General features: G+C 64.5%; 14 protein-coding genes and 1 other RNA gene. 9 read left to right on the top strand and 6 right to left on the bottom strand.

The features are described from left to right. Positions 1-8: 8 nt before the first annotated feature. Positions 9-5,465: an alpha-2-macroglobulin family protein gene (locus D0Y60_RS06750; RefSeq protein WP_117368042.1), complete on the bottom strand. Its 5,457-nt coding sequence runs from the start codon at positions 5,463-5,465 to the stop codon at positions 9-11. Between the two features lie 503 nt (positions 5,466-5,968). Here D0Y60_RS06750 and D0Y60_RS06755 point away from each other — a divergent pair. Further along, positions 5,969-6,913 (top strand): AEC family transporter, encoded by a 945-nt coding sequence (locus D0Y60_RS06755; protein ID WP_117368446.1) that lies wholly within the window; start codon positions 5,969-5,971, stop codon positions 6,911-6,913. Between the two features lie 247 nt (positions 6,914-7,160). Here D0Y60_RS06755 and D0Y60_RS06760 read toward each other — a convergent pair whose 3' ends face one another. Continuing rightward, complete coding sequence (locus D0Y60_RS06760) at positions 7,161-7,919, bottom strand: cytochrome c family protein (protein ID WP_117368044.1); 759 nt, start codon at positions 7,917-7,919, stop codon at positions 7,161-7,163. A gap of 152 nt (positions 7,920-8,071) precedes the next feature. Here D0Y60_RS06760 and D0Y60_RS06765 point away from each other — a divergent pair, with 152 nt between their 5' ends. Together D0Y60_RS06765 and D0Y60_RS06770 are read left to right on the top strand one after the other, a co-directional pair. Further along, positions 8,072-8,827, top strand: coding sequence for a 3-deoxy-manno-octulosonate cytidylyltransferase (locus D0Y60_RS06765; protein WP_117368046.1), 756 nt, complete (start codon positions 8,072-8,074; stop codon positions 8,825-8,827). A gap of 12 nt (positions 8,828-8,839) precedes the next feature. Then, complete coding sequence (locus tag D0Y60_RS06770; protein ID WP_117368048.1) at positions 8,840-9,691, top strand: prephenate dehydratase; 852 nt, start codon at positions 8,840-8,842, stop codon at positions 9,689-9,691. Between the two features lie 96 nt (positions 9,692-9,787). Here D0Y60_RS06770 and nudC read toward each other — a convergent pair whose 3' ends face one another. Both nudC and D0Y60_RS06780 read right to left on the bottom strand, forming a co-directional pair. Further along, positions 9,788-10,762 carry an NAD(+) diphosphatase gene (gene nudC / locus D0Y60_RS06775; protein WP_117368050.1) on the bottom strand — a complete coding sequence of 325 codons (975 nt, stop codon included), beginning with the start codon at positions 10,760-10,762 and terminating at the stop codon, positions 9,788-9,790. Next, a complete protein-coding gene (locus tag D0Y60_RS06780; RefSeq protein WP_117368052.1) occupies positions 10,759-11,169 on the bottom strand; it encodes an HIT family protein in 411 nt (136 codons plus the stop codon). Before D0Y60_RS06780 ends, nudC begins: the two co-directional genes overlap by 4 nt. Positions 11,170-11,283: 114 nt before the next feature. Between D0Y60_RS06780 and ffs the strand changes: the two genes are divergently transcribed. The 4 genes from ffs to D0Y60_RS06800 all read left to right on the top strand — a co-directional run bounded on the left by ffs (position 11,284) and on the right by D0Y60_RS06800 (position 14,317). Next, positions 11,284-11,381: signal recognition particle sRNA small type (ffs, locus tag D0Y60_RS06785), an RNA gene on the top strand. Positions 11,382-11,440: 59 nt separating this feature from the next. Then, positions 11,441-13,321, top strand: a complete 1,881-nt coding sequence (locus tag D0Y60_RS06790) for a DNA polymerase III subunit gamma/tau (RefSeq protein ID WP_117368054.1) — start codon at positions 11,441-11,443, stop codon at positions 13,319-13,321. Between the two features lie 25 nt (positions 13,322-13,346). After that, complete coding sequence (locus tag D0Y60_RS06795) at positions 13,347-13,670, top strand: YbaB/EbfC family nucleoid-associated protein (RefSeq protein WP_117368056.1); 324 nt, start codon at positions 13,347-13,349, stop codon at positions 13,668-13,670. Positions 13,671-13,705: 35 nt separating this feature from the next. Beyond that, complete coding sequence (locus D0Y60_RS06800; protein WP_117368058.1) at positions 13,706-14,317, top strand: LysE family translocator; 612 nt, start codon at positions 13,706-13,708, stop codon at positions 14,315-14,317. On the opposite strand, the gene D0Y60_RS06805 is transcribed toward D0Y60_RS06800, so the two are convergent. Next, positions 14,318-14,929, bottom strand: coding sequence for an MOSC domain-containing protein (locus D0Y60_RS06805; protein WP_117368448.1), 612 nt, complete (start codon positions 14,927-14,929; stop codon positions 14,318-14,320). Between the two features lie 155 nt (positions 14,930-15,084). Between D0Y60_RS06805 and recR the strand changes: the two genes are divergently transcribed. Both recR and D0Y60_RS06815 read left to right on the top strand, forming a co-directional pair. After that, positions 15,085-15,690 (top strand): recombination mediator RecR, encoded by a 606-nt coding sequence (gene recR / locus D0Y60_RS06810; RefSeq protein WP_117368060.1) that lies wholly within the window; start codon positions 15,085-15,087, stop codon positions 15,688-15,690. A 17-nt stretch (positions 15,691-15,707) separates the two neighbouring features. Further along, on the top strand, positions 15,708-16,955 hold the full coding sequence (locus D0Y60_RS06815; RefSeq protein ID WP_117368062.1) for a lytic murein transglycosylase: 1,248 nt from the start codon (positions 15,708-15,710) through the stop codon (positions 16,953-16,955). 38 nt (positions 16,956-16,993) lie between these two features. Here the strand turns inward: D0Y60_RS06815 and D0Y60_RS06820 are convergent, their stop codons facing one another. Then, positions 16,994-18,622, bottom strand: coding sequence for an MFS transporter (locus D0Y60_RS06820; protein WP_117368064.1), 1,629 nt, complete (start codon positions 18,620-18,622; stop codon positions 16,994-16,996). Positions 18,623-18,780 lie beyond the last annotated feature (158 nt).

Below are 18,780 nucleotides of genomic sequence, written 5' to 3' on the forward strand. Positions count from 1 at the left end.
AGAACCCCTTATTCGGCCTTGACGACCTGCATGCGGCCGGTCGCCGTGCGGGCGGAGTATTGCGGACGATACATGTCCTCCACCTGGGCGGCCGGCAGGTCATAGGTGCCGGGGGTCACGGCGCGCACGACATAGGCGAGCGTCACGTCGCGGTTGTCGCCTTCGCTGCGGTTGAAGGCCGCGACGAAGCGGTCGTAGCGGAACTCCGTATGCGCCGCTTCCGTCTCGCCGAGCCAGTCGAAATTGGCGAGCTTCGCGCTATCGACGAGGCTCGGATTGTCGATTTCGAAGCCGGCGGGCAGGAGGTCGGTGATGATGATGCGCGAGGCCCAGTTGTTGTGCTCTGTCACCTTCAGCACCACGACGTAGCGCTCGTTCTGTTGGGCCTCCGTGACATTCGCCTCCTCGCCGTCGAGCGTGTAGTAGGTGCGCTCGATGGCAAAGCCGTCTCCGCCGGCCGGCAGCGGATCGATGGGCGCCGCGACCGTGGTGAGCACGGCGGACACCGGCTCGCTGGTGCGGTTGGCGATGGTCAGCGGGTTCTCCAGCAGGGACTTGCCCGTCATCTGCGCGGCATAGCCGCCGTCGCGGGCTGCGCCGTTGATCTCCAGCTTCAGGTCCTTGTCGGCATCCTTCACGGAGCGGGCGGCGAGCAGCATCCAAGTCTGTTCCTGCGTGCTGGTCCAGCGCTTGTTCTCCCATTGCTTGGCAACAAGCTTGGAAAGCTCCGGAATGATGCCCGGAACCGGCCGTGCCTCGGCGGCAAGCGCCAGGATCGCCGCACCGTCACGCAGCGACGAGCCGTAGTCGGTGCGCGCGAGGCTGGCGGTCATGACGCTGTCGCGGGAGAGGCCGAGCGCATTTTCGAAGATGGTCGTCGCACGCTGGGCATCGCCATAGAGGCCGAGGGCCGCGGCGAGGTGCGCACGGGCGAGCGGCGAGGAGAACTCCGACAGTTTCGTGTCGGCATAGTAGCGCAGGTCGCTGATCGCGGCCTTGCGGTTGCGGGCCAGCACATAGAGCGCATAGGCGATCTCGTTGCCCTGGGTGGAGACGTTGACATCATAGGAGATGGAGTTCTGCAGGTTGGAAAGCGCCTGCAGCATCGCCTGTTCCGGCACGTCGAACTTCTGTTCGCGGGCGCGGGTCAGGAAGTCGGTGACGAAGGCATCGAGCCAGAGATCGCCGTAACCCGGCGACCACAGGCCGAAGCTGCCCGAGGACGACTGGTTGGCCAGCACGCGGTAGATGGCATCCTGCACGCGCTTCTGCGTTTCCGTGTCTTCCGGCAGGCCGGACTGCTTGGAAAGCTCGCTGAGGTAAAGCAGCGGCAGGGCGCGGCTCGAGGTCTGCTCCGTGCAGCCATAGGGGTAGCGATCGAGCGCCATCAGCAGCGCCGGAATGTCGAAGGCGGCGGCCCGCGACACGCTGAGGCTGACGGAGGCGCCGGCCAACTGGCTGTCGGCGAGCAGCTGGTCGTCGATCGTCAGGCTGCCATTGGCGGCGATTTCGAGCGGCCGGCGCGTGGTGATCGGCATGGCGGCCGGGCGCACCGGCACGTTAAGCGCCTGTTCGAGCGACATACCGTTGCCGTTGGAGAGCTTGAGCGAGATGAGACCATCGCCGATCTCGCCGCCGATCAGCGGCAGGGTCAGCGCGGTCTTGCCGCCGGCTTCGAGCTTCACCGTCTGGCTCGCACCGGTCTGTTCGACCATCACGGAGGCATTGTGGGTGATCTCCAGCGTGTAGTCACCGGCCGGCGCATCCGTGTTGGCGATGTCGAGGCGCAGGTCCGAACGGTCCCCGGGCGCCAGGAACTTCGGCAGGCTTGCGGTCACGACGACAGGATCGCGGATGACGACGTCTTTCGAGGCGCTGCCGACACCGGTCTTGGTCCAGGCGACGGCCATGACGCGGGCGGTGCCGTTGAACTGCGGGATGTCGAAGCGCACCTTGGCATTGCCGTCGGCATCAAGCTTCACCGGACCGGCGAAGAAGGCAACGAGCTTTTCCTTCGGCGGATCGCCCTGAAGGGCGCCTTCGCCGCCGTCACCGCCGGTGCGCAGCCGTCCGGTCGTGCCGAGCGAACCATCGATCAGGCGGCCGTAGAGGTCGCGGATTTCCATGCCGAGGCGGCGCTGACCGAAATACCAGGTGGCCGGGTCAGGCGCTTCATAGCGGGTGAGGTTGAGGATGCCGACATCGACGGCGGCAACCGTGATGTAGGCCTCTTCGCCAACACCGGCGCCGGCGACCTTCAGCGAAATGTCGAGCGGTTGGCGCGGAAGAGTCTTTTCCGGCAGGTCGAGCGAGAGGTTCAGCTTGCGATCCGCTGGATCGACCTTCAGCCAGGTGATGCCGATGGCGCGCATCGGCATGCGGCTTTCCTGGTCGGAGCCGGGGCGAAAGAGCGTCGCGGTCACATAGGAGCCGGGACCCCATTCCTTGGTGACGGGGATGTCAATCTCGCCGCCCTCGGCGCCGATGGCCGCCGTCTGGGTCGCGATCAGGCTTTCAGCGCCGATGGTGACGAGAACCTGGCCGGCATGGCGCGGCGAGACCTTCAGCTTGGCCGTGTCGCCGACTGCATAGCTTTCCTTGTCGAGCGAGATTTCCAGGGCATCCGGTGTTTCCGTCGAGCTTGCGGCGACATACCAGCCGGCGTCGAATTCAACGCTGGTGGCGGGGCCTTCCGGCTCCGGACTTTCCACTTCGAGGCGGTAGCGGCCCCAGGTCACCGGCACGGAAATCTTGCCGCCGTCGGCAGTGACATCAAGCGTGCCGTTGGCGACCTGCGAGGTGGAGAGCACCGGCTCATAGCGCCACGAGCTGCCGTCGCGATACCATTGGTAGTTCCGCTCCACGGCGAGCAGCTTCCAGGGCAGGCCCTGCATCGCCTGCTTCTTGCCATCGGCACCGACGGTGATGACGTTGAAGTTGGCGACGGTGTTTTCGGAGAGGTCGCCCTTGAACTCCGGCTTCACGCCGATCATCGCGCCTTCCGACTTGACCGGCAAAGTGAGGCTGCGTTCGACGGCGCGGCCGCCAGCCTCCATCATGCGCAGCGTCACGAGCGCTTCGAGGCGCTGGGTCGTGGCCGGCAGATCGGCGACATTGATGTCGAAAGTCGCCTTGCCGTCCTCGTCGAGCACGTCGAGGCCTTCGAGCGGAATGCGGCTCTCTTCGATCGCCTCTTCATCGGCAAGACCGAAGACATAGTCGGGATAGGCGGGATCCTGATGGGTCGGCTTCAGGGCGACGTCACCCTCGATTTCCAGCCCCGCACCCGGCGCGCCATAGAGATAGCGGCCTTCGACGGAAACCGGAGCGGCGACGCCGGCCTCGACCTCCTTGGCTTCGCTCGTCATGTCGAATTCGATGCGATCGGGCACGAAGTCGTCGACGAGGAAGGTTTTTTCGGCAATCGCCGTGCCCTTCGGGTCGGTATAGACCTGCATGGTCCAGGTGCCGCGCATGCTGTTTTCCTGCAGCGGCAGATCGATCGTATGGCCGCCGAGCGCTGCGCCATCCGACACCATGCGGCGGTCTTCCACGCCGTCGGGTCGGTTGAAGACGAAGGTCAGCGGCAGTTTTTCAACGGCATTCGCCTCGATGTCGCGGGCAAGCGCTGAGGCATGCACCGTCTCGCCGGCGCGGTAGATGCCGCGTTCGGTCCAGGCCAGCACGTCGATGGCGCCCGGTGCCGGGCGGCCGGTGACACCGCGGTCGGAAAGGTCGAAGCCGGCCCGCGTCATGTCGAGGAAGACGAAATCGCCTTCACCCTTTTTGGCGAGGATAACGGCGGGCGTGTTGGCGGCGGTGCCGCGCATCAGGCCGGCGGTGAAGGTCGCGCGGCCGTCCGCATCGGTCGTCGCCGTGCCAAGCACTTCGTTGTTCTTGGCGATCAGCTGCAGCTCGACGCCGTCAAGCGGGCCGGCCGTGTCGAGCGAGCGGGCGAAGACGTTCAGACCGTCCGTGCCGGCATAGGTGGTAAGGCCGACATCCGAGACGACAAACCATTGCGTCGCCTTGGTGTCCCACTCGTTGCTGCGGCCGTTGGAGGCGGCGGCGGTCAGCACATAGACGCCGGGCTTGCGCTGCGGCAGCGCCTCGTCGACCGGGAAGCTGGTGACGACGTCCTTGTTCAGCTCCGGCGAAATCTCGATCTTGCCTTCCCAGACCAGCTCGCCATTTTCGCTTTCGATCCGGCTGGCGGAATAGCCGTCGAGCTGGGTGAGGAAGCGGCTTTCGTTGAGCAGGCCCGCAATGGCGCGGTCGCCGACGCGGTAGAGCTTCAGATCGGCGCTGTCGGTGTTGACGGAAACGATCGGGATGCCGCGGCGAACGCTGCCGGGCAGCACGAAACCGTCACCGGTGAAGCGCACCATGGCAGCGCGGTCCTGCACGTAGATATCGAGGTCGGAGGCGGCGGCCAGCGGCTCGTCGACCGAGGACGGCAGGCCGGCGCGGAAGGTGATCTTGTAGCGCTGGCCGTGGGTCAGGCCCTCGACGCAGATCTGCCGGTCCTTGGCCTCGATGGCCTTCGGTGCCGCGCCGTCGAGCGTGACGAAGGAGGCGTAGTCGGCGCCGGACTTCACCAGGGGCTCGGAGAATTCCACGCAGGCGCGCGGCGTCGCGCTGTCGGAATCGATCGTATGGTTGACGATACGGAAGCCCTGGCGCGCGCGCAGGCCGAGATAGGCCGAGCGGACGGCGACGTCGTCCTTCAGGTCGAGGCTCGCCTTGTAGGCGTTGATGCCGGCGCGGTAGTTGCTCGACTTGTCGAGCGTGTCGCCGAGCACCGCGAGCGCCCGCGCGCGCGTCTCGGTGGTGCGCGACAGCTGGTAGGCGTTGATCGCGGCCAGCGCGCCCTGGCCGGCCAGATAGCTGTTATTATAGGCGCGGCCCATCGACTCGGCCGTCTCGATCCAAAGGTAATAATCGTCAGGCGCCAGCGACAGTGCACCGCGATAGGCGGCGAGCGCCTGGTCGAAGCGGCTCGACGCCGTTTCGATGCGGCCGAGCGAGGCGAGGCTTTCCGCGCCCTGGCCGGCCTGATCGGCGGCGAGCGCGAGATTGTCGCGGAACGAGCGGGCGTCGGTCAGCATATATTCGCTGATGAAAGGCATGGCGGGTGCCGCGCCGATATCGGCGGCCGTGTCGGCCTTCAGGATCTTGCCGGCAATCGCGCCCTGGAAATGGTTGAGCTGGTTGAAGTCGCTCTTCAGGAAGCACCATTTCACCTTGGGATTGTAGGTGAAGGCGCGGCAGGAGAGGTCGTCGATGCAGTCGCTCTTGCACTGGTCGAGCGTCACGTCCTGCACGGTGCGCAGGTCGAAGCCGAAATAGTCGCTGTTCTCGGTCGTGACGACGGAGCGGGCCTCTTCAGCTTGGGCCGGCAGGGGCGGTGAGGCGATCACGGAAAGAAGAAGTGCCGAGAAACCCAGGAATGCGCGTTTAGACATCAAGTCCTCCTACCGCTGCCGTCTCGTTGCCGCCGCCACTGTCCGAACCCGGAGCCGGCTTGTCAATCGAAAGACAGGAAGCCGTGAGGGATGGAAAGGGCATGGCGCATGGAACCAGGGGAAAGACGTTTGACGTCGCCGGTTCAATCGCTGGATTTGCGAATTTTTTTACCGGTCTTGCGCATTAACCTTTTGTTAACCATATCGGGGCAGACTTCATCTCATCGACGGACGGTTTCTGTCATACCCTTGTAACAGGGGGTCGGTAGAACCTCGTCAGACACGAAAGTCGTGTTTCGAACCGCAGTGACCACGGATGTACTGGCACAGCGCGAAACACTTCCCCGGCCAGACCGGGATGAGGAAGCGGGGGGATAACCCTCGCTTTTTTCATTTGTGCGCTTTCCGGCCGTATCGCGCTGGACCCCTCCGGGCGATTGCTCTACCCATGACGTCATCTTGAGATGGTGCGCGCCGCCGTCTGCTTCCTGCCCGGAATCATCATGTCCGACGTCGCCCTCAACGTTCTTCCCGTATTCGCACTTATTCTTATCGGCTGGCTGCTCGTGCGCACCGGCTACCTCCGGGAGGAACTGGGGGAAGGGCTCGGCGAATTCGTCTTCCGCGTCGCCGTGCCGCTGCTGCTCTTCCGCACCATAGCGGAAGCCGAATTTGCCGGCGATGCGCCCTGGCGCATCTGGGTCGCCTATTTCGGCGGCGTCGCCGTCACCTGGACGGTGGCACATCTGATCGCGACGATCGGCTTCAAACGCGACCGGCGCATCGGCGTACTGGCCGGCGTCTCCGCCGGCTTCGCCAACACGGTCTTCATCGGCCTGCCGCTCGTGGCGCGCGTCGTCGGGCAGGATGGTCTTGTCGCAATCTCGGTACTGCTCTCGGTGCATCTGCCGACCATGATGATCGCCGGCACGATCCTGATGGAGCGGGCCGAGCGCAAGGAAGGCACACGCGAGCCGCAGAGTTTCGCCAGCCTGCTTCTCGGCATCGGTAAAAGCCTGGTACGCAACCCGCTGGTCATCGGTCTGGCGCTCGGTGCCGTGTTTCACATCGGCGGCATTCCGCTGGTCGGGCCGGTCAAGGTCGTGGTCGACCAGATCGCGGCGATGGCGGCTCCGGCGGCCCTCGTCTCGATCGGCATGGCGCTCAACAAATACAAGGTCGGCGGCAATGCCGGCATCGCGCTCGCCATGACCGGCCTCAAGCTGGTGATGCTGCCGGGCTGCGTCTACGTCGCCTGCCGCCTGCTCGGCCTCAGCCCGGAATGGACGGCGGCCATGGTGCTCACCTCCTCCGTGCCGACCGGCGTCAATGCCTGGCTCCTCGCCAACCATTTCGGCGTCGGCCACGGCCTGGCGTCCTCGACCATTACCATCACGACGGCGCTCGGCGTGTTCACCGTGTCCTTCTGGGCCTGGCTTTTGGGGTGAGGGGAGCCACACCCTTTCCTCCGTCGCCTCGGCCTTGAGCCGAGGATCCACACCTCCGCACCGCCTCGCTTGTGGCATGGATCCTCGGCTCAAGGCCGAGGATGACGGAGGAGGGTAGGTGAGCGAGGGAAGAAAATGGAAGTCCCAAACAAGGCTGAACCTATCGACAGCGAGAGTAACCTTTATTGGCAGGCAACAAAAAACCCGGCACGAAGGCCGGGTTTTCGGTGTTCTGGCTTGGCCTGCTTTACTGAGCGGCCGGCTGTTCGGTCGTGGTGCCCTGCGTCGTGCCTTCGGCCGGGGCTGCGCCCTCGGTCGTGGTCGTTGCAGCGCCGCCCTCGGCGGGCTTGGCTTCCGTCGTCGTAGCGGCTGCACCGCCCTCGGTCGTGGCAGCAGCACCGCCTTCGGCGGGAGCTGCACCATCCGTGCCGGTCGCAGCAGCGCCTTCGGCCGACGGGGTCGGCAGGGCGGCCGGGTTGTCGGAGAGCGTGCGCAGATAGGCGATCAGGTTGGCGCGCTCGTCTTCCTTCTTCAGGCCGGCAAAGCCCATGGCGGTGCCGGGAACGTGCTTCTTCGGCGCTTCCAGGAAGAAGTTCAGGTGATCATAGTCCCAAACGACCTTGTGGCCTTCGGAGAAGGTGGTCATGCCTGCGGAATAGCTGAAGCCTTCATGCGAGGCGATCGGGCGGTTGACGACGTCGAAGAGGTTGGGGCCGACCTTGTTCGGTCCACCCTTCTCCCCGGTGTGACAGCTTGCGCATTTCTTGAAGACGGCTTCGCCGGCCGTTGCATCGGCGCTGGCGAGCAGGGTCGCGATCGGCGTGCCGGCTGCGGCCTCACCGCCACCTGCCGCACCCTCTTCGCCACCTTCGGCGGCGACGATCGCGAAACCTTCCTTTTCGGGATGGCCCGAATGGAAAATGCCTTCAGAAGCGATCGACACGGACATCAACACGAAAACGGTGCCGAGCAGGGCACCCACGCCCATGTTCACATAAGAGTTCATCCAAACGCTCCCCTAGCGACCGGCGGACCTGATACCCGCCAGTCTTGAAATCGCGCGGAACCTATGTCTTTTGCTGCTTCGTTGCAACAGTGATTGTAGCCCCCGCACTGAGACTTTTTGACACTTTTCCCGGGGGTTTTGAAGGGCCTGCGATGAATTCCGCCAAATTTGACAAGACCCTCGTGCTCATTCCGGCCCGCATGGCCTCGACCCGGCTCCCCGGCAAGCCGCTCGCCGATATTGCCGGCCTGCCGATGATCGTACAGGTCGCGCGCCGCGCTGCCGCTGCCGATGTCGGACGCGTCGTGGTGGCGGTCGATGATCAGGCAGTCTTCGACGCCGTCGTTGCGGCCGGTTTCGAGGCCGTCATGACGCGCGTCGACCACCAGTCCGGCTCCGACCGCATCCATGAAGCGCTCACAAAGAGCGATCCGGACGGCCGCGCCGAGCTGATCATCAACGTGCAGGGAGACCTGCCGACCATCGATCCGGAAACGATCCGCGCAGCACTTCGTCCGCTGGAAAACGCCGCGACCGATATCGCGACGCTGACGACGGAAATCCGCGACGAGCACGAAAAGACCAATCCGAACGTCGTGAAGGTCGTCGGTTCGCCGATCGGCGAAAACCGGTTGCGCGCGCTCTATTTCACGCGCGCGACGGCGCCGCACGGCAATGGCCCGCTCTATCACCATATCGGGCTCTACGCTTACCGCCGCAAGGCGCTCGAAGCCTTCGTCGCGCTGAAGCCCTCGACGCTGGAAAAGCGGGAATCGCTGGAGCAGCTTCGGGCGCTCGAAGCCGGCATGCGCATCGATGTTGAGATCGTTGACACGGTTCCGCTTGGTGTCGATACTCCCGCCGACCTCGAAAAGGCCCGCCTGATGCTTGCGGCCAATCCCATCTGATCGGATCCTGCCATGACCATGAAGACCAACCGCATCGCCTTCCAAGGCGAGTTCGGCGCCAATTCCGACATGGCGAGCCGCGACATGTTTCCGACCATGGATCCGCTGCCCTGCCAGACCTTCGAGGATGCGCTGCTGGCCGTGGAGAACGGCGATGCCGATCTCGGCATGATCCCGATCGAAAACACGATTGCCGGCCGCGTCGCCGACATCCACCATCTCCTGCCGGAATCGCGCCTGCACATCGTCGGCGAATATTTCATGCCGATCCGCTTTCAACTCATGGTGCTGCCCGGCGTGACCAAGGACGAGGTGCGCACGGTCCACAGCCATATCCATGCGCTCGGCCAATGCCGCAAGATCGTGCGCCTCAACGGCTGGAAGCCCGTCATCGCAGGCGATACGGCAGGCGCGGCCAAGCTCGTCTCGGAAACCGGCGACCGCTCGATGGCGGCGCTGGCGCCCCGTCTCGCCGCCGATCTCTACGGCCTGTCGATCATCGCGGAAAATGTCGAGGACACCGAAAGCAACGTCACGCGCTTCGTTGTCCTGTCGCGCGAGCCCGTTGTCGCCGAACGCGTCGAGGACGAGATCATCGTCACGACCTTTATCTTCAACGTGCGCAACATCCCGGCCGCGCTCTACAAGGCGCTCGGCGGCTTCGCCACCAACGGCATCAACATGACGAAGCTCGAAAGCTACCAGATCGGTGGCACTTTCACGGCCACGCAGTTCTACGCCGATATCGAGGGCCATCCCGACGATGCGCATGTCCGTCGCGCGCTCGACGAACTGCGCTTCTTCTCGGAAAAGGTGCGTATCCTCGGCACCTACCGGGCGCATCCGATGCGCAGCGCGTTCTAGCAATTCCAGCAAAAGTGCGAAGCTGCTTTGCGTCCGGAATTGCGTAAAAACAAAGAACTGGAGCAATTCGGCGATTCGAAGAAAAGCTGAAACGCTCTAAATCTTCCAGTCCAGCCAGTCGCGCATCAGACGGTGCGCGATGGCGCCCTTCGGCGGCGGCGTGGTGGTGCCCGCTGCTGTGCCGGACGTGGCGCTGCGCTCGATCATCTCGGCCGTTTCGTCGCGGGTGAACCAGCGGCAGTCCTCCAGCTCCGTCTCGTCGCGGCGGATGTCGAAGGAGATCGCCTCGGCATAGCAGCCGATCATCAGGGAATGCGGCATCGGCCACGGCTGCGAGGCATGGTAGCGCACGCGGCCGACCTTGATGCCGGATTCTTCCAGCGTTTCGCGGCGCACCGTATGTTCTATCGTCTCGCCCGGCTCCAGGAAGCCGGCGAGGCAGGAATACATGCCCGGCTGGAAGTGCGGCGAGCGGCCGAGCAGGCAGAGGTCCCGTTCTATATCGATGACCAGCATGATGGCTACCGGATCGGTGCGCGGGAAGATCGTGTGGTTGCAGGCCTCGCAGACACGGCGATAGCCGCCGATCTCCGAGCGGGTGGGCGAACCGCACTTGCCGCAGAACCGGTTGTTGCCGTTCCAGGTCATCAGGCTGGAGGCCTGGGCGAACTGGCCGAGCAGGTCGTCGTCGAGCATCTGCTGGCGATAGAGCGTGCGCCCGTCGGTGGCCTTCAGCGGTTCCTGCAGCGTATCGGGATCGGCCCGCACGGGGATCGCCAGCCGCGGCTCACCGTTCTTGAGATAGCCGAGCAGGATGGATTCGTCCGGGATAGGATCGAGTTCGGCAAGCTCGTAGGGCGCAAAGAGTGGATCTATGATCTTCTCGTCATGCTTGACGACGAGCTTGCCGCTGGCGAGCGCGAAGGCATGCACGTTTTCCGCCTTGAAGGCCTGTTCCAGGCAATCGGCGGCGCGGTGTTCGGATTGGCGGTCGAGCGTGTTTTCCGCAAAGGCCACCATGGTGCTGGGTTCCGCATGCGGGCGATAGAGATCGAAAAGCGATGGCTTCATGGGGTCATTGCGTCCAAAAGCTTGGCTGAAAAGGCCTTGGTTTCCTCGGCCGAGCGCGGCTCGGCGGTGCCGAAGCCCCAGACGGGGCCGGGCCAGTTGGGATCGCCCTCGCTGCGGGCGATGACATGAACATGAAGCTGGCGCACGATATTGCCGAGCGCCCCGGTATTGATCTTCGTTGCCCCCGTCACCTTCTTCAACGCCTCGGCGACGAGCGTGGTCTCGAAGGTCAGCATGGTCTGGTCGAGCGGCGTGAGGTGGAAGATCTCGCTGACATCAGGGCGCTGCGGCACCAGAACCAGCCAGGGCCAGCGGCTGTCCTTCATAAGGCGCAGCTCGCACAGGCCGATCTTCGTCAGGAGATCGCTGTCGCGCGCCAGCCGGTCGTCGGGTCGAAAATCGCTCATCGGGTTCTCCCGCATGCTGTTATCAACGATTCATGCCATGGGCCCGAATTCCCTCCAACAGTTTTTTATAAGCCGCGCTTGCATTCGGATGGAATATTGCCGATATGGGGGACGGGAGGTTGGTGGTGGACGAGCCACTCGCCAACCGGGTCAGGTCCGGAAGGAAGCAGCCCCAACGAGCTCCGGCACGGGTCATCGTGCCAGCCTCCCACCTTACCGTCCTGCTTCTGGCCGTCCTGTCGGGACAGACATTTGAATAACGGCAGGGTCGATGAGCGACGAAACCTCCAAACCGTCCACCGAAAAGCCCGCCGCCTATCGCGTCCTTGCGCGAAAGTACCGGCCGAAGAATTTCTCGGACCTCATGGTCGGCCAGGAGCCGATGGTCCGCACGCTGACGAATGCGTTCGAGACCGGCCGTATCGCCCAGGCCTATATGCTGACGGGTGTCCGCGGGGTCGGCAAGACGACGACCGCCCGCATCCTGGCCCGCGCGCTGAACTACAAGACCCCTGAGATCGACAAGCCGACGATCGACCTTCGTGTGCCCGGCGAACATTGCCAGGCGATCATGGAAGGCCGCCATGTCGACGTCATCGAGATGGACGCCGCCTCGCATACGGGTATCGACGACATTAGAGAGATCATCGAGCAGGTGCGCTACCGCCCGGTTTCGGCGCGCTACAAAGTTTATATCATCGACGAAGTGCACATGCTCTCGACGCAGGCCTTCAACGGCCTTTTGAAGACGCTCGAAGAGCCACCGGAGCACGTGAAGTTCATTTTCGCGACGACGGAAATTCGGAAAGTTCCAATCACCGTCCTGTCGCGCTGCCAGCGTTTCGACCTGCGCCGCATCGGCGCGTCGGATCTCGTCGGCCTGTTCACCACCATTCTCGGCAAGGAAGGCGTCGAGTTCGAGCCGGATGCGCTGGCCATGGTTGCCCGTGCCGCCGAAGGCTCGGCGCGTGACGGCCTGTCGCTGCTCGACCAGGCGATCGCCCACGGTGCCGGCCGCGTCGAAGTCGATGCCGTGCGCTCCATGCTCGGCCTTGCCGACCGCGCCCGCATCGTCGATCTTTTCGCGCATATCGTGAAGGGCGATGCCGCGGCAGCCCTTGCCGAATTCGCCGCGCAATACGAGGCGGGTGCCAGCCCCTCCGTCGTGCTAACGGACCTTGCCGATTTCACCCATCTCGTCACCCGCATGAAATATGTGCCGGACGCGACCGGCGACCAGTCGCTGAGCGAGGTCGAGCGCGTGCGCGGCGTCGAATTCGCCAATTCCATCGCGGTCACGGCGCTGTCGCGCATGTGGCAGATGCTGCTCAAGGGCATTCCGGAAGCCGAGGCCTCCAGCCGTCCGGCCGGGGCCGCCGAAATGGTTATCATCCGCCTCGCCCATGCGGCCAACCTGCCTTCACCGGAAGACGCCGCGCGCCGGCTCGCCGACCTCACCAGCGGTGACGGCGGCGGCAACGGTTTTCGAGCACCGCCATCGGGCGGGAATGGCGGCCAGCCATCGGCGCAGGCTTCCGTTTCCGCCGTCGCGCGCCAGCCGGATCAGCCGCTGCGGGCTCAGGCCGGTGGTGGCGCCGTCACCATGCTGCGCCCCGTCCCGCAGCCCGAGCCCGCCGCGCAGCCAGTCGGCCGGGTTGAGACCGCGCCTGCCGCCCAGCCGGCCGCCGCGCCAAAAGTCCCGGTCAACTCGATTTCCGACGTCGCCGATCTCTGCACCAAGAACCGCGATATCCGCCTCCGGGCGCTGGTGCGCGCCTTCGTGCGGCCCGTCAGCGTCGAGCCCGGCAAGCTGGAAATCAGTCTGACCGACGACGCGCCGAAATCGCTGGTCGCCGACCTCTCGAACCGGCTCCAGGAATGGACGGGCCAGCGCTGGCTGGTCATTCTGTCGCGCGAGGCCGGTGGCCCCACGCTTTCGGAAGCCGAAACGATGGCGCAGGAAGCTCGTGTGGCGGACGCGCGCCAGGACCCCGACGTCGCGGCCATTCTGCAACGCTTTCCCGGCGCCAAGATCACCGACGTACGGATCAAGGTACAGGAAACCGAAGATGAGCCCGAGACGGTCGTGGTCGCGGCCGCAGCGGAATCCGCCGAGGGTGACATCCTGCCCGGCGACGATATTGAACATTAATATCCAAAAATAAGAGGAGAGACCGATGCGCGACATCATGGGCATGATGGGCAAGGTCAAGGAAATGCAGGCCAAGATGGAGAAGATGCAGGAGGAGATCGCCGCCCTTGAGGTGAACGGCTCTTCCGGCGGCGGCATGGTCTCCGTCACGCTCGACGGCAAGGGCAACCTCAAGGCCCTCAAGATCGATCCCTCGCTCTTCAAGGAAGACGACGTCGAAATCCTCGAGGACCTGATCGTCGCGGCCCACAAGGATGCCAAGGACAAGGCCGAGGCCCAGGCGGCCGAAAAGACCAAGGCGCTGACCGCCGGCCTGCCGATCCCGCCCGGCTTCAAACTGCCGTTCTGATCCTGTAGGGTAAGGGCTCCCGAGGAGGATTTCCGATGAGCCTGATGACCCTGCTTGTCTTTGCCGGCGCGCTGATGATGGCGGCCGGTTCGCCCGGTCCGAGCATTGCCGCCCTCGTTGCCCGCGTGCTGTCGCGCGGGCCTAAGGATGTGCTGCCCTTCCTCGCCGCCATGTGGATCGGCGAGGGTGTCTGGCTCACCTTCGCCGTGCTCGGTCTTGCCGCGATTGCCGAAACCTTCCACGCCGCCTTCGTCGCCATCAAATGGCTCGGCGTCGCCTATCTGCTCTATCTCGCCTGGAAAATGTGGTTCGCGCCGACCGACACCGGGGAGGAGGCGCTGCCCGAGGCGCGCTCCGGCGCAAAACTGTTCTTCGCCGGGCTGACGGTGACGCTCGGCAATCCCAAGATCATGATGTTCTACGTGGCGCTTCTGCCTGCGATCATCGATCTCGGCGCCGTTACGCTGGTCGGCTGGGCCGAACTGGTCGTGACGATGTTCGTCGTGCTCGTGGCGATCGATCTCGCCTGGGTGTTCCTCGCCTCCCGCGCCCGCCTGTTCCTGAAGAGCCCGCGTGCCGTGCGCATCGCCAACCGGCTCAGCGCCGGCACCATGGCGGGTGCCGCGGCGGCGATTGCCGCGCGCTGATCAGCCGGTCAGCGCGGCGCGCAACTTGTCGGCGATAGGGGCGGCGAGATAGCGGATGCGGTCGTCTTCGGATATGTTCTTGCCGTAGGTACGCAGCAGTTCCGGCATGGTGACGGGGTCACCGTGGAACGGAGTATAGGTCACGGCATCGCCCGCCTGCACCACGCCGTCGCGCAGGACCCGGCAGTAGAAACCCGGCCGGCCGGCCTGCATGAAGCGGCGTGCGAAACCGGGATCGCCCATCTTCGCCGTCAGCGTGTTGCAGGGAATACGCGTCGAGGTCACTTCGAGAAGCACGCTCTCCGTCTCGAACCGGTCGCCGACGGAGACGGAGCGGCTGTCGATACCCTGGATGACGAGATTTTCACCCAGCGTGCCGGGCTCGATGCTGCGGCCAAGCTCCTTCGCCCACCAGTCGAGATCCACGGAGCCAAGGCCATAGACGGCCTGTTCCGGGCCGCCATGGTGCTTTCGGTTGCAAATCGCGTCGCCCAGAAGTCCCTCGCGATCGACGACGATGGCCGCATCGGTCGGCACCTTGAAAATGCCGGTCTTGTAGCCTTTGCCTGGGATGGGGCGGGCGACGCCCGTACAGACGGCGAGGATTTTGATCAAGCGTCGATCTCCAAAGATTCCGTTTCCTCTTGATATGGGGCCGAGCAATTCCAGTAAAAGTGCGAAGCGGTTTTGCGTCCGGAATTGCGCAAAACAAAAGGCAGAGCGTTTTCGCGATTCAAAGAAACGCGGAAATGCTCTAGATAGCGGCAATGGCAAAACGAGTCACCGGCCCCGAAATCGAAAAACTCATCCAGCTCCTGGCCAAGGTGCCGGGCCTCGGGCCGCGCTCGGCGCGGCGTGCGGCGCTGCATCTCGTCAAGAAGAAGGATCAGCTGCTCGGCCCGCTCGCCGACGCGATGGGCGAAGCGCATCGCAAGGTGCGCATCTGCTCCTGCTGCGGCAACGTCGATACCAGCGATCCCTGCACCGTCTGCACGGATGTGCGCCGCGACCACGCGATGATCATCGTCGTCGAGGACGTTTCCGACCTCTGGGCGCTGGAACGCGCTGGCGCGATGAACGCGGCCTATCATGTGCTCGGCGGGACGCTCTCGCCGCTCGATGGCGTGGGGCCTGACGATCTCAACATCCGCGGCCTTGTCGACCGGGTGGCGAAGGGCGGCGTGCGCGAACTGATCATCGCCGTCAACGCCACCGTCGAGGGCCAGACGACGGCGCATTACATCACCGACCAGCTCTCGGGCCTAGACGTGAAGATCACGCGGCTTGCCCACGGCGTGCCGGTGGGCGGCGAGCTCGATTATCTCGACGAAGGAACCCTGACGGCCGCACTCCGCGCCCGCACCGCGATCTGAGGAGACCCCTTTTGAGCATGCGCAAAGCCTTGAAGGCCTCCATTGGCATCGCCCTGTTTTCCCTCGCTTTGGCCCTGCCGGCGGCGGCCGCGTCCAAGGCCGAGGTCGAGAAGATGTTCCGGGCATGGATCGACAAGGATCTCTGGCCGGCTGCGAAGAAGACCGGCGTCAGCGAGAAGACCTTTCGCGCGGCGATGGAGGGTGTGACGCTCAACTGGGATCTGCCCGATCTCGTGCCGCCCGGCTCCAAGCCGAAGAAGGAGCAGGCGCAGAGCCAGGCGGAGTTCTCCTCGCCGGGTGCCTATTTCTCCGAAAAGCGCCTGCAGGGGCTGGCGGGTACCGGCCGCAGCCTTGCCAAAACGCATGGTTCGACGCTGCGCAAGATCGAGCAGAAATTCGGCGTTCCCGGCGAGATCGTCGTTGCCGTCTGGGGCCGTGAATCCGGTTTCGGCAGCGCGAAGATCCCCTATTCTGCCGTCGAGGTGCTCGCCACCAAGGCCTTCATGTCGACGCGCAAGGACCTTTTCCGCAAGGAGCTGATCGCCGCCCTGCACATCGTCGATGGCGGCGACCGCACGGTGGCGCAACTGAAAGGCTCCTGGGCCGGCGCGCTCGGCCAGCCGCAGTTCATGCCGACCAGCTACCTGCAATATGCCGTCGATTTCGACGGCGACGGCGTGCGCGATATCTGGGGCTCGGTGCCGGACAGCCTGGCGTCGATTGCCAACTATCTCGCCAAGAAGGGCTGGCAGGCCGGTCGCAGCTGGGGCTACGAGGTCTCCATTCCCGATGGCGTGTCCTGTGCGCAGGAGGGGCCTGACCTCGCCAAGCCGATCTCGGCCTGGGCGGCGACGGGTATCAAGCGCATTTCCGGCAAGGGCTTTTCGGGTGGCGAGGCCAAAGCTTCCGGCATGATGTTGGTTCCGGCAGGCACGCATGGGCCGGAATTCATCGTCACGCCGAATTTTTACGTGCTCAAGGAATACAACAACTCCGACCTCTATGCGCTCTTCCTCGGCAATCTCGCCGATCGCATCGCCTATGGCGGCGGGGCGTTCCAGGGCCAGTGGGGCGATATCGGCAAGATGCTGCGCTCGGATGTGCTGGCCATGCAGAAGGCGCTGGTCGCCAAGGGTTACGATGTCGGAAAGGTCGATGGCCTGCCGGGCTACAAGACCCGCCGCTCGCTCGGCGACTGGCAGGCGAAGAACGGGCTTGCGCCGACCTGCTACCCGGATGCCTTGCTGAAATCTAAACTGCGGTAAAACATTTCCAGCAAAAGCACCAAGCGGCTTTCCTCCGCTTAGTGCATGTCCACCTGCCGCTTGAACCGCTCGTATTCGTGCGGGACGATGGTCTGGCGCTCGATCATGCGGTGGACGCGCGGGTCCTCCGCGCCGCTGTGCAGCTGGCGCAGCTTTTCGCCATTAGCGGCGTCCGCATGGGTGCGGCGCTGGTTGTGGCGGACATATTCCACCCAGGTCGGCACGTGATAGGTCTCGGTCCAGATCGTCGGGTTCTCAAGATCGCGCATCAGCGCCCATTGACCGGCACCGTCGCGGATGCGGATGCGCCGCCGCTCGGTCATCGCCTCCAGGAATTCCGGAATGTCGCCCTCGGCGATCTGGTAGTCGATGAGAATGACGATCGGGCCGCTGCGCGGTTTGAGGTCGAGAGGCAGATCCGGCTCGCTGAAGCGGTTGAGCGGATCGACATTGAGGCTTTGTAGTTCGGGCAGCGCATAGCGCAGGCCGAGGGCCGCACCCGCGATCATCGCGACGGCGGAGGCGAGGAGTGCGGTCTGCGCGCCGTGCGTATCGGCGGTCGTGCCCCAGATCCAGCTGCCGGCGGCGATGCCGCCGAAGGTGGTGGTCTGATAGAGCGACAGCGCACGGGCGACGACCCAGCGCGGAGTGGAGAGTTGCACCGTCGTGTTGAACAGCGAGAGCGCCATGACCCAGGAGGAGCCCGCGATCAACAGCACGGCGCCGGTGATCGCCGCCGAAGTGCTGATCGCCGATACCGTGGCTGCGATGGCGAAGCCGGTGAAGGCCATGCGGGCGATGGTCTCACTGGTGAATTTTTCACGCAACCGTGCGTTCATCAGCGCGCCGCCGATGGCGCCGAGGCCGAAACAGCCGAGCAGGATGCCGTAGGTCAACGGCCCGCCGGCCACGAGATCGCGGGCGATCAGCGGCAGAAGCGAAAGGATGGAGCTGGTCGCCAGACCAAAGGCGAAACCGCGCAGCAGAACCTTGCCGATATTCGGCGACATCGAGACGTAACGCAGGCCCGCCGAGATGGCGCGGCCGAAATCTTCGCGCGGCAAGGCACGCGGCGAGACGTTCGGCTTCCAGCGGATCAGCGCATAGAGCAGCGCGAAATAGCTGAGCGCATTGGCGGCGAAGGCGGCTGCGGCACCAGCCGCGGCAACGATCGCGCCGCCGATCGCTGGGCCGACGGAGCGGGTGAGGTTGAAGCCCATGCTGTTGAGAGATACGGCGGCGGGCAGGTCCTCTCGCGGCACCATGTCGCCGACGGAGGCCTGCCAGGCCGGGTTATTGAGCGCCACCCCGCAGCCGAGCAGGAAGGTGAAGGTCAAAAGCAGCCAGGGCGTGATGACGCCATACCAGGTACAGAGGGTGAGGCCGATCGCGACCGCCAGCATGAAACACTGCGCCGTCAGCATCAGCTTGCGCCGGTCGAAATTATCGGCGAGCGCGCCGGCGGCGACGGAAAACAGCATGATCGGCAGCGAGGTCGAGGCCTGCACCAGCGCCACCATGTTGGCGGAGGGTGAGATCGAGGCCATCATCCAGGCCGCACCGACGGACTGGATGAGCCCGCCGAAATTGGAGATCAGGCTCGCCGCCCAGATCAGCCGAAAGGTTTCGTTTCGGAAGGGGGCGAGGGGGGATTTCCGGTCCGGCACGGTGGGGCACTCATTCTCGACGCAGTGATCACTTGCAATCTAGTCCAAAGAACAAAAGCGGCAAGGCGATGACGCGCAAATCGCTCGCCCACAGGCGCATTCAGGCCTGACCTTGCATTTGTGACAAACCCGGTCTATATCACTCCCAAATTCTTGAT

The organism is Shinella sp. WSJ-2 (assembly GCF_003432075.1).
GTDB lineage: Bacteria > Pseudomonadota > Alphaproteobacteria > Rhizobiales > Rhizobiaceae > Shinella.

What these genes read in the sequence shown, in the direction of transcription:
- D0Y60_RS06790 (WP_117368054.1), top strand. Translation starts at nt 11,441, where the DNA reads ATGAGCGACGAAACCTCCAAACCGTCCACCGAAAAGCCCGCCGCCTAT.
- D0Y60_RS06760 (WP_117368044.1), bottom strand. Translation starts at nt 7,919, where the DNA reads ATGAACTCTTATGTGAACATGGGCGTGGGTGCCCTGCTCGGCACCGTT.
- D0Y60_RS06795 (WP_117368056.1), top strand. Translation starts at nt 13,347, where the DNA reads ATGCGCGACATCATGGGCATGATGGGCAAGGTCAAGGAAATGCAGGCC.
- D0Y60_RS06765 (WP_117368046.1), top strand. Translation starts at nt 8,072, where the DNA reads ATGAATTCCGCCAAATTTGACAAGACCCTCGTGCTCATTCCGGCCCGC.
- recR (WP_117368060.1), top strand. Translation starts at nt 15,085, where the DNA reads ATGGCAAAACGAGTCACCGGCCCCGAAATCGAAAAACTCATCCAGCTC.
- D0Y60_RS06800 (WP_117368058.1), top strand. Translation starts at nt 13,706, where the DNA reads ATGAGCCTGATGACCCTGCTTGTCTTTGCCGGCGCGCTGATGATGGCG.
- D0Y60_RS06770 (WP_117368048.1), top strand. Translation starts at nt 8,840, where the DNA reads ATGACCATGAAGACCAACCGCATCGCCTTCCAAGGCGAGTTCGGCGCC.
- D0Y60_RS06780 (WP_117368052.1), bottom strand. Translation starts at nt 11,169, where the DNA reads ATGAGCGATTTTCGACCCGACGACCGGCTGGCGCGCGACAGCGATCTC.
- D0Y60_RS06815 (WP_117368062.1), top strand. Translation starts at nt 15,708, where the DNA reads ATGCGCAAAGCCTTGAAGGCCTCCATTGGCATCGCCCTGTTTTCCCTC.
- D0Y60_RS06755 (WP_117368446.1), top strand. Translation starts at nt 5,969, where the DNA reads ATGTCCGACGTCGCCCTCAACGTTCTTCCCGTATTCGCACTTATTCTT.
- nudC (WP_117368050.1), bottom strand. Translation starts at nt 10,762, where the DNA reads ATGAAGCCATCGCTTTTCGATCTCTATCGCCCGCATGCGGAACCCAGC.
- D0Y60_RS06750 (WP_117368042.1), bottom strand. Translation starts at nt 5,465, where the DNA reads ATGTCTAAACGCGCATTCCTGGGTTTCTCGGCACTTCTTCTTTCCGTG.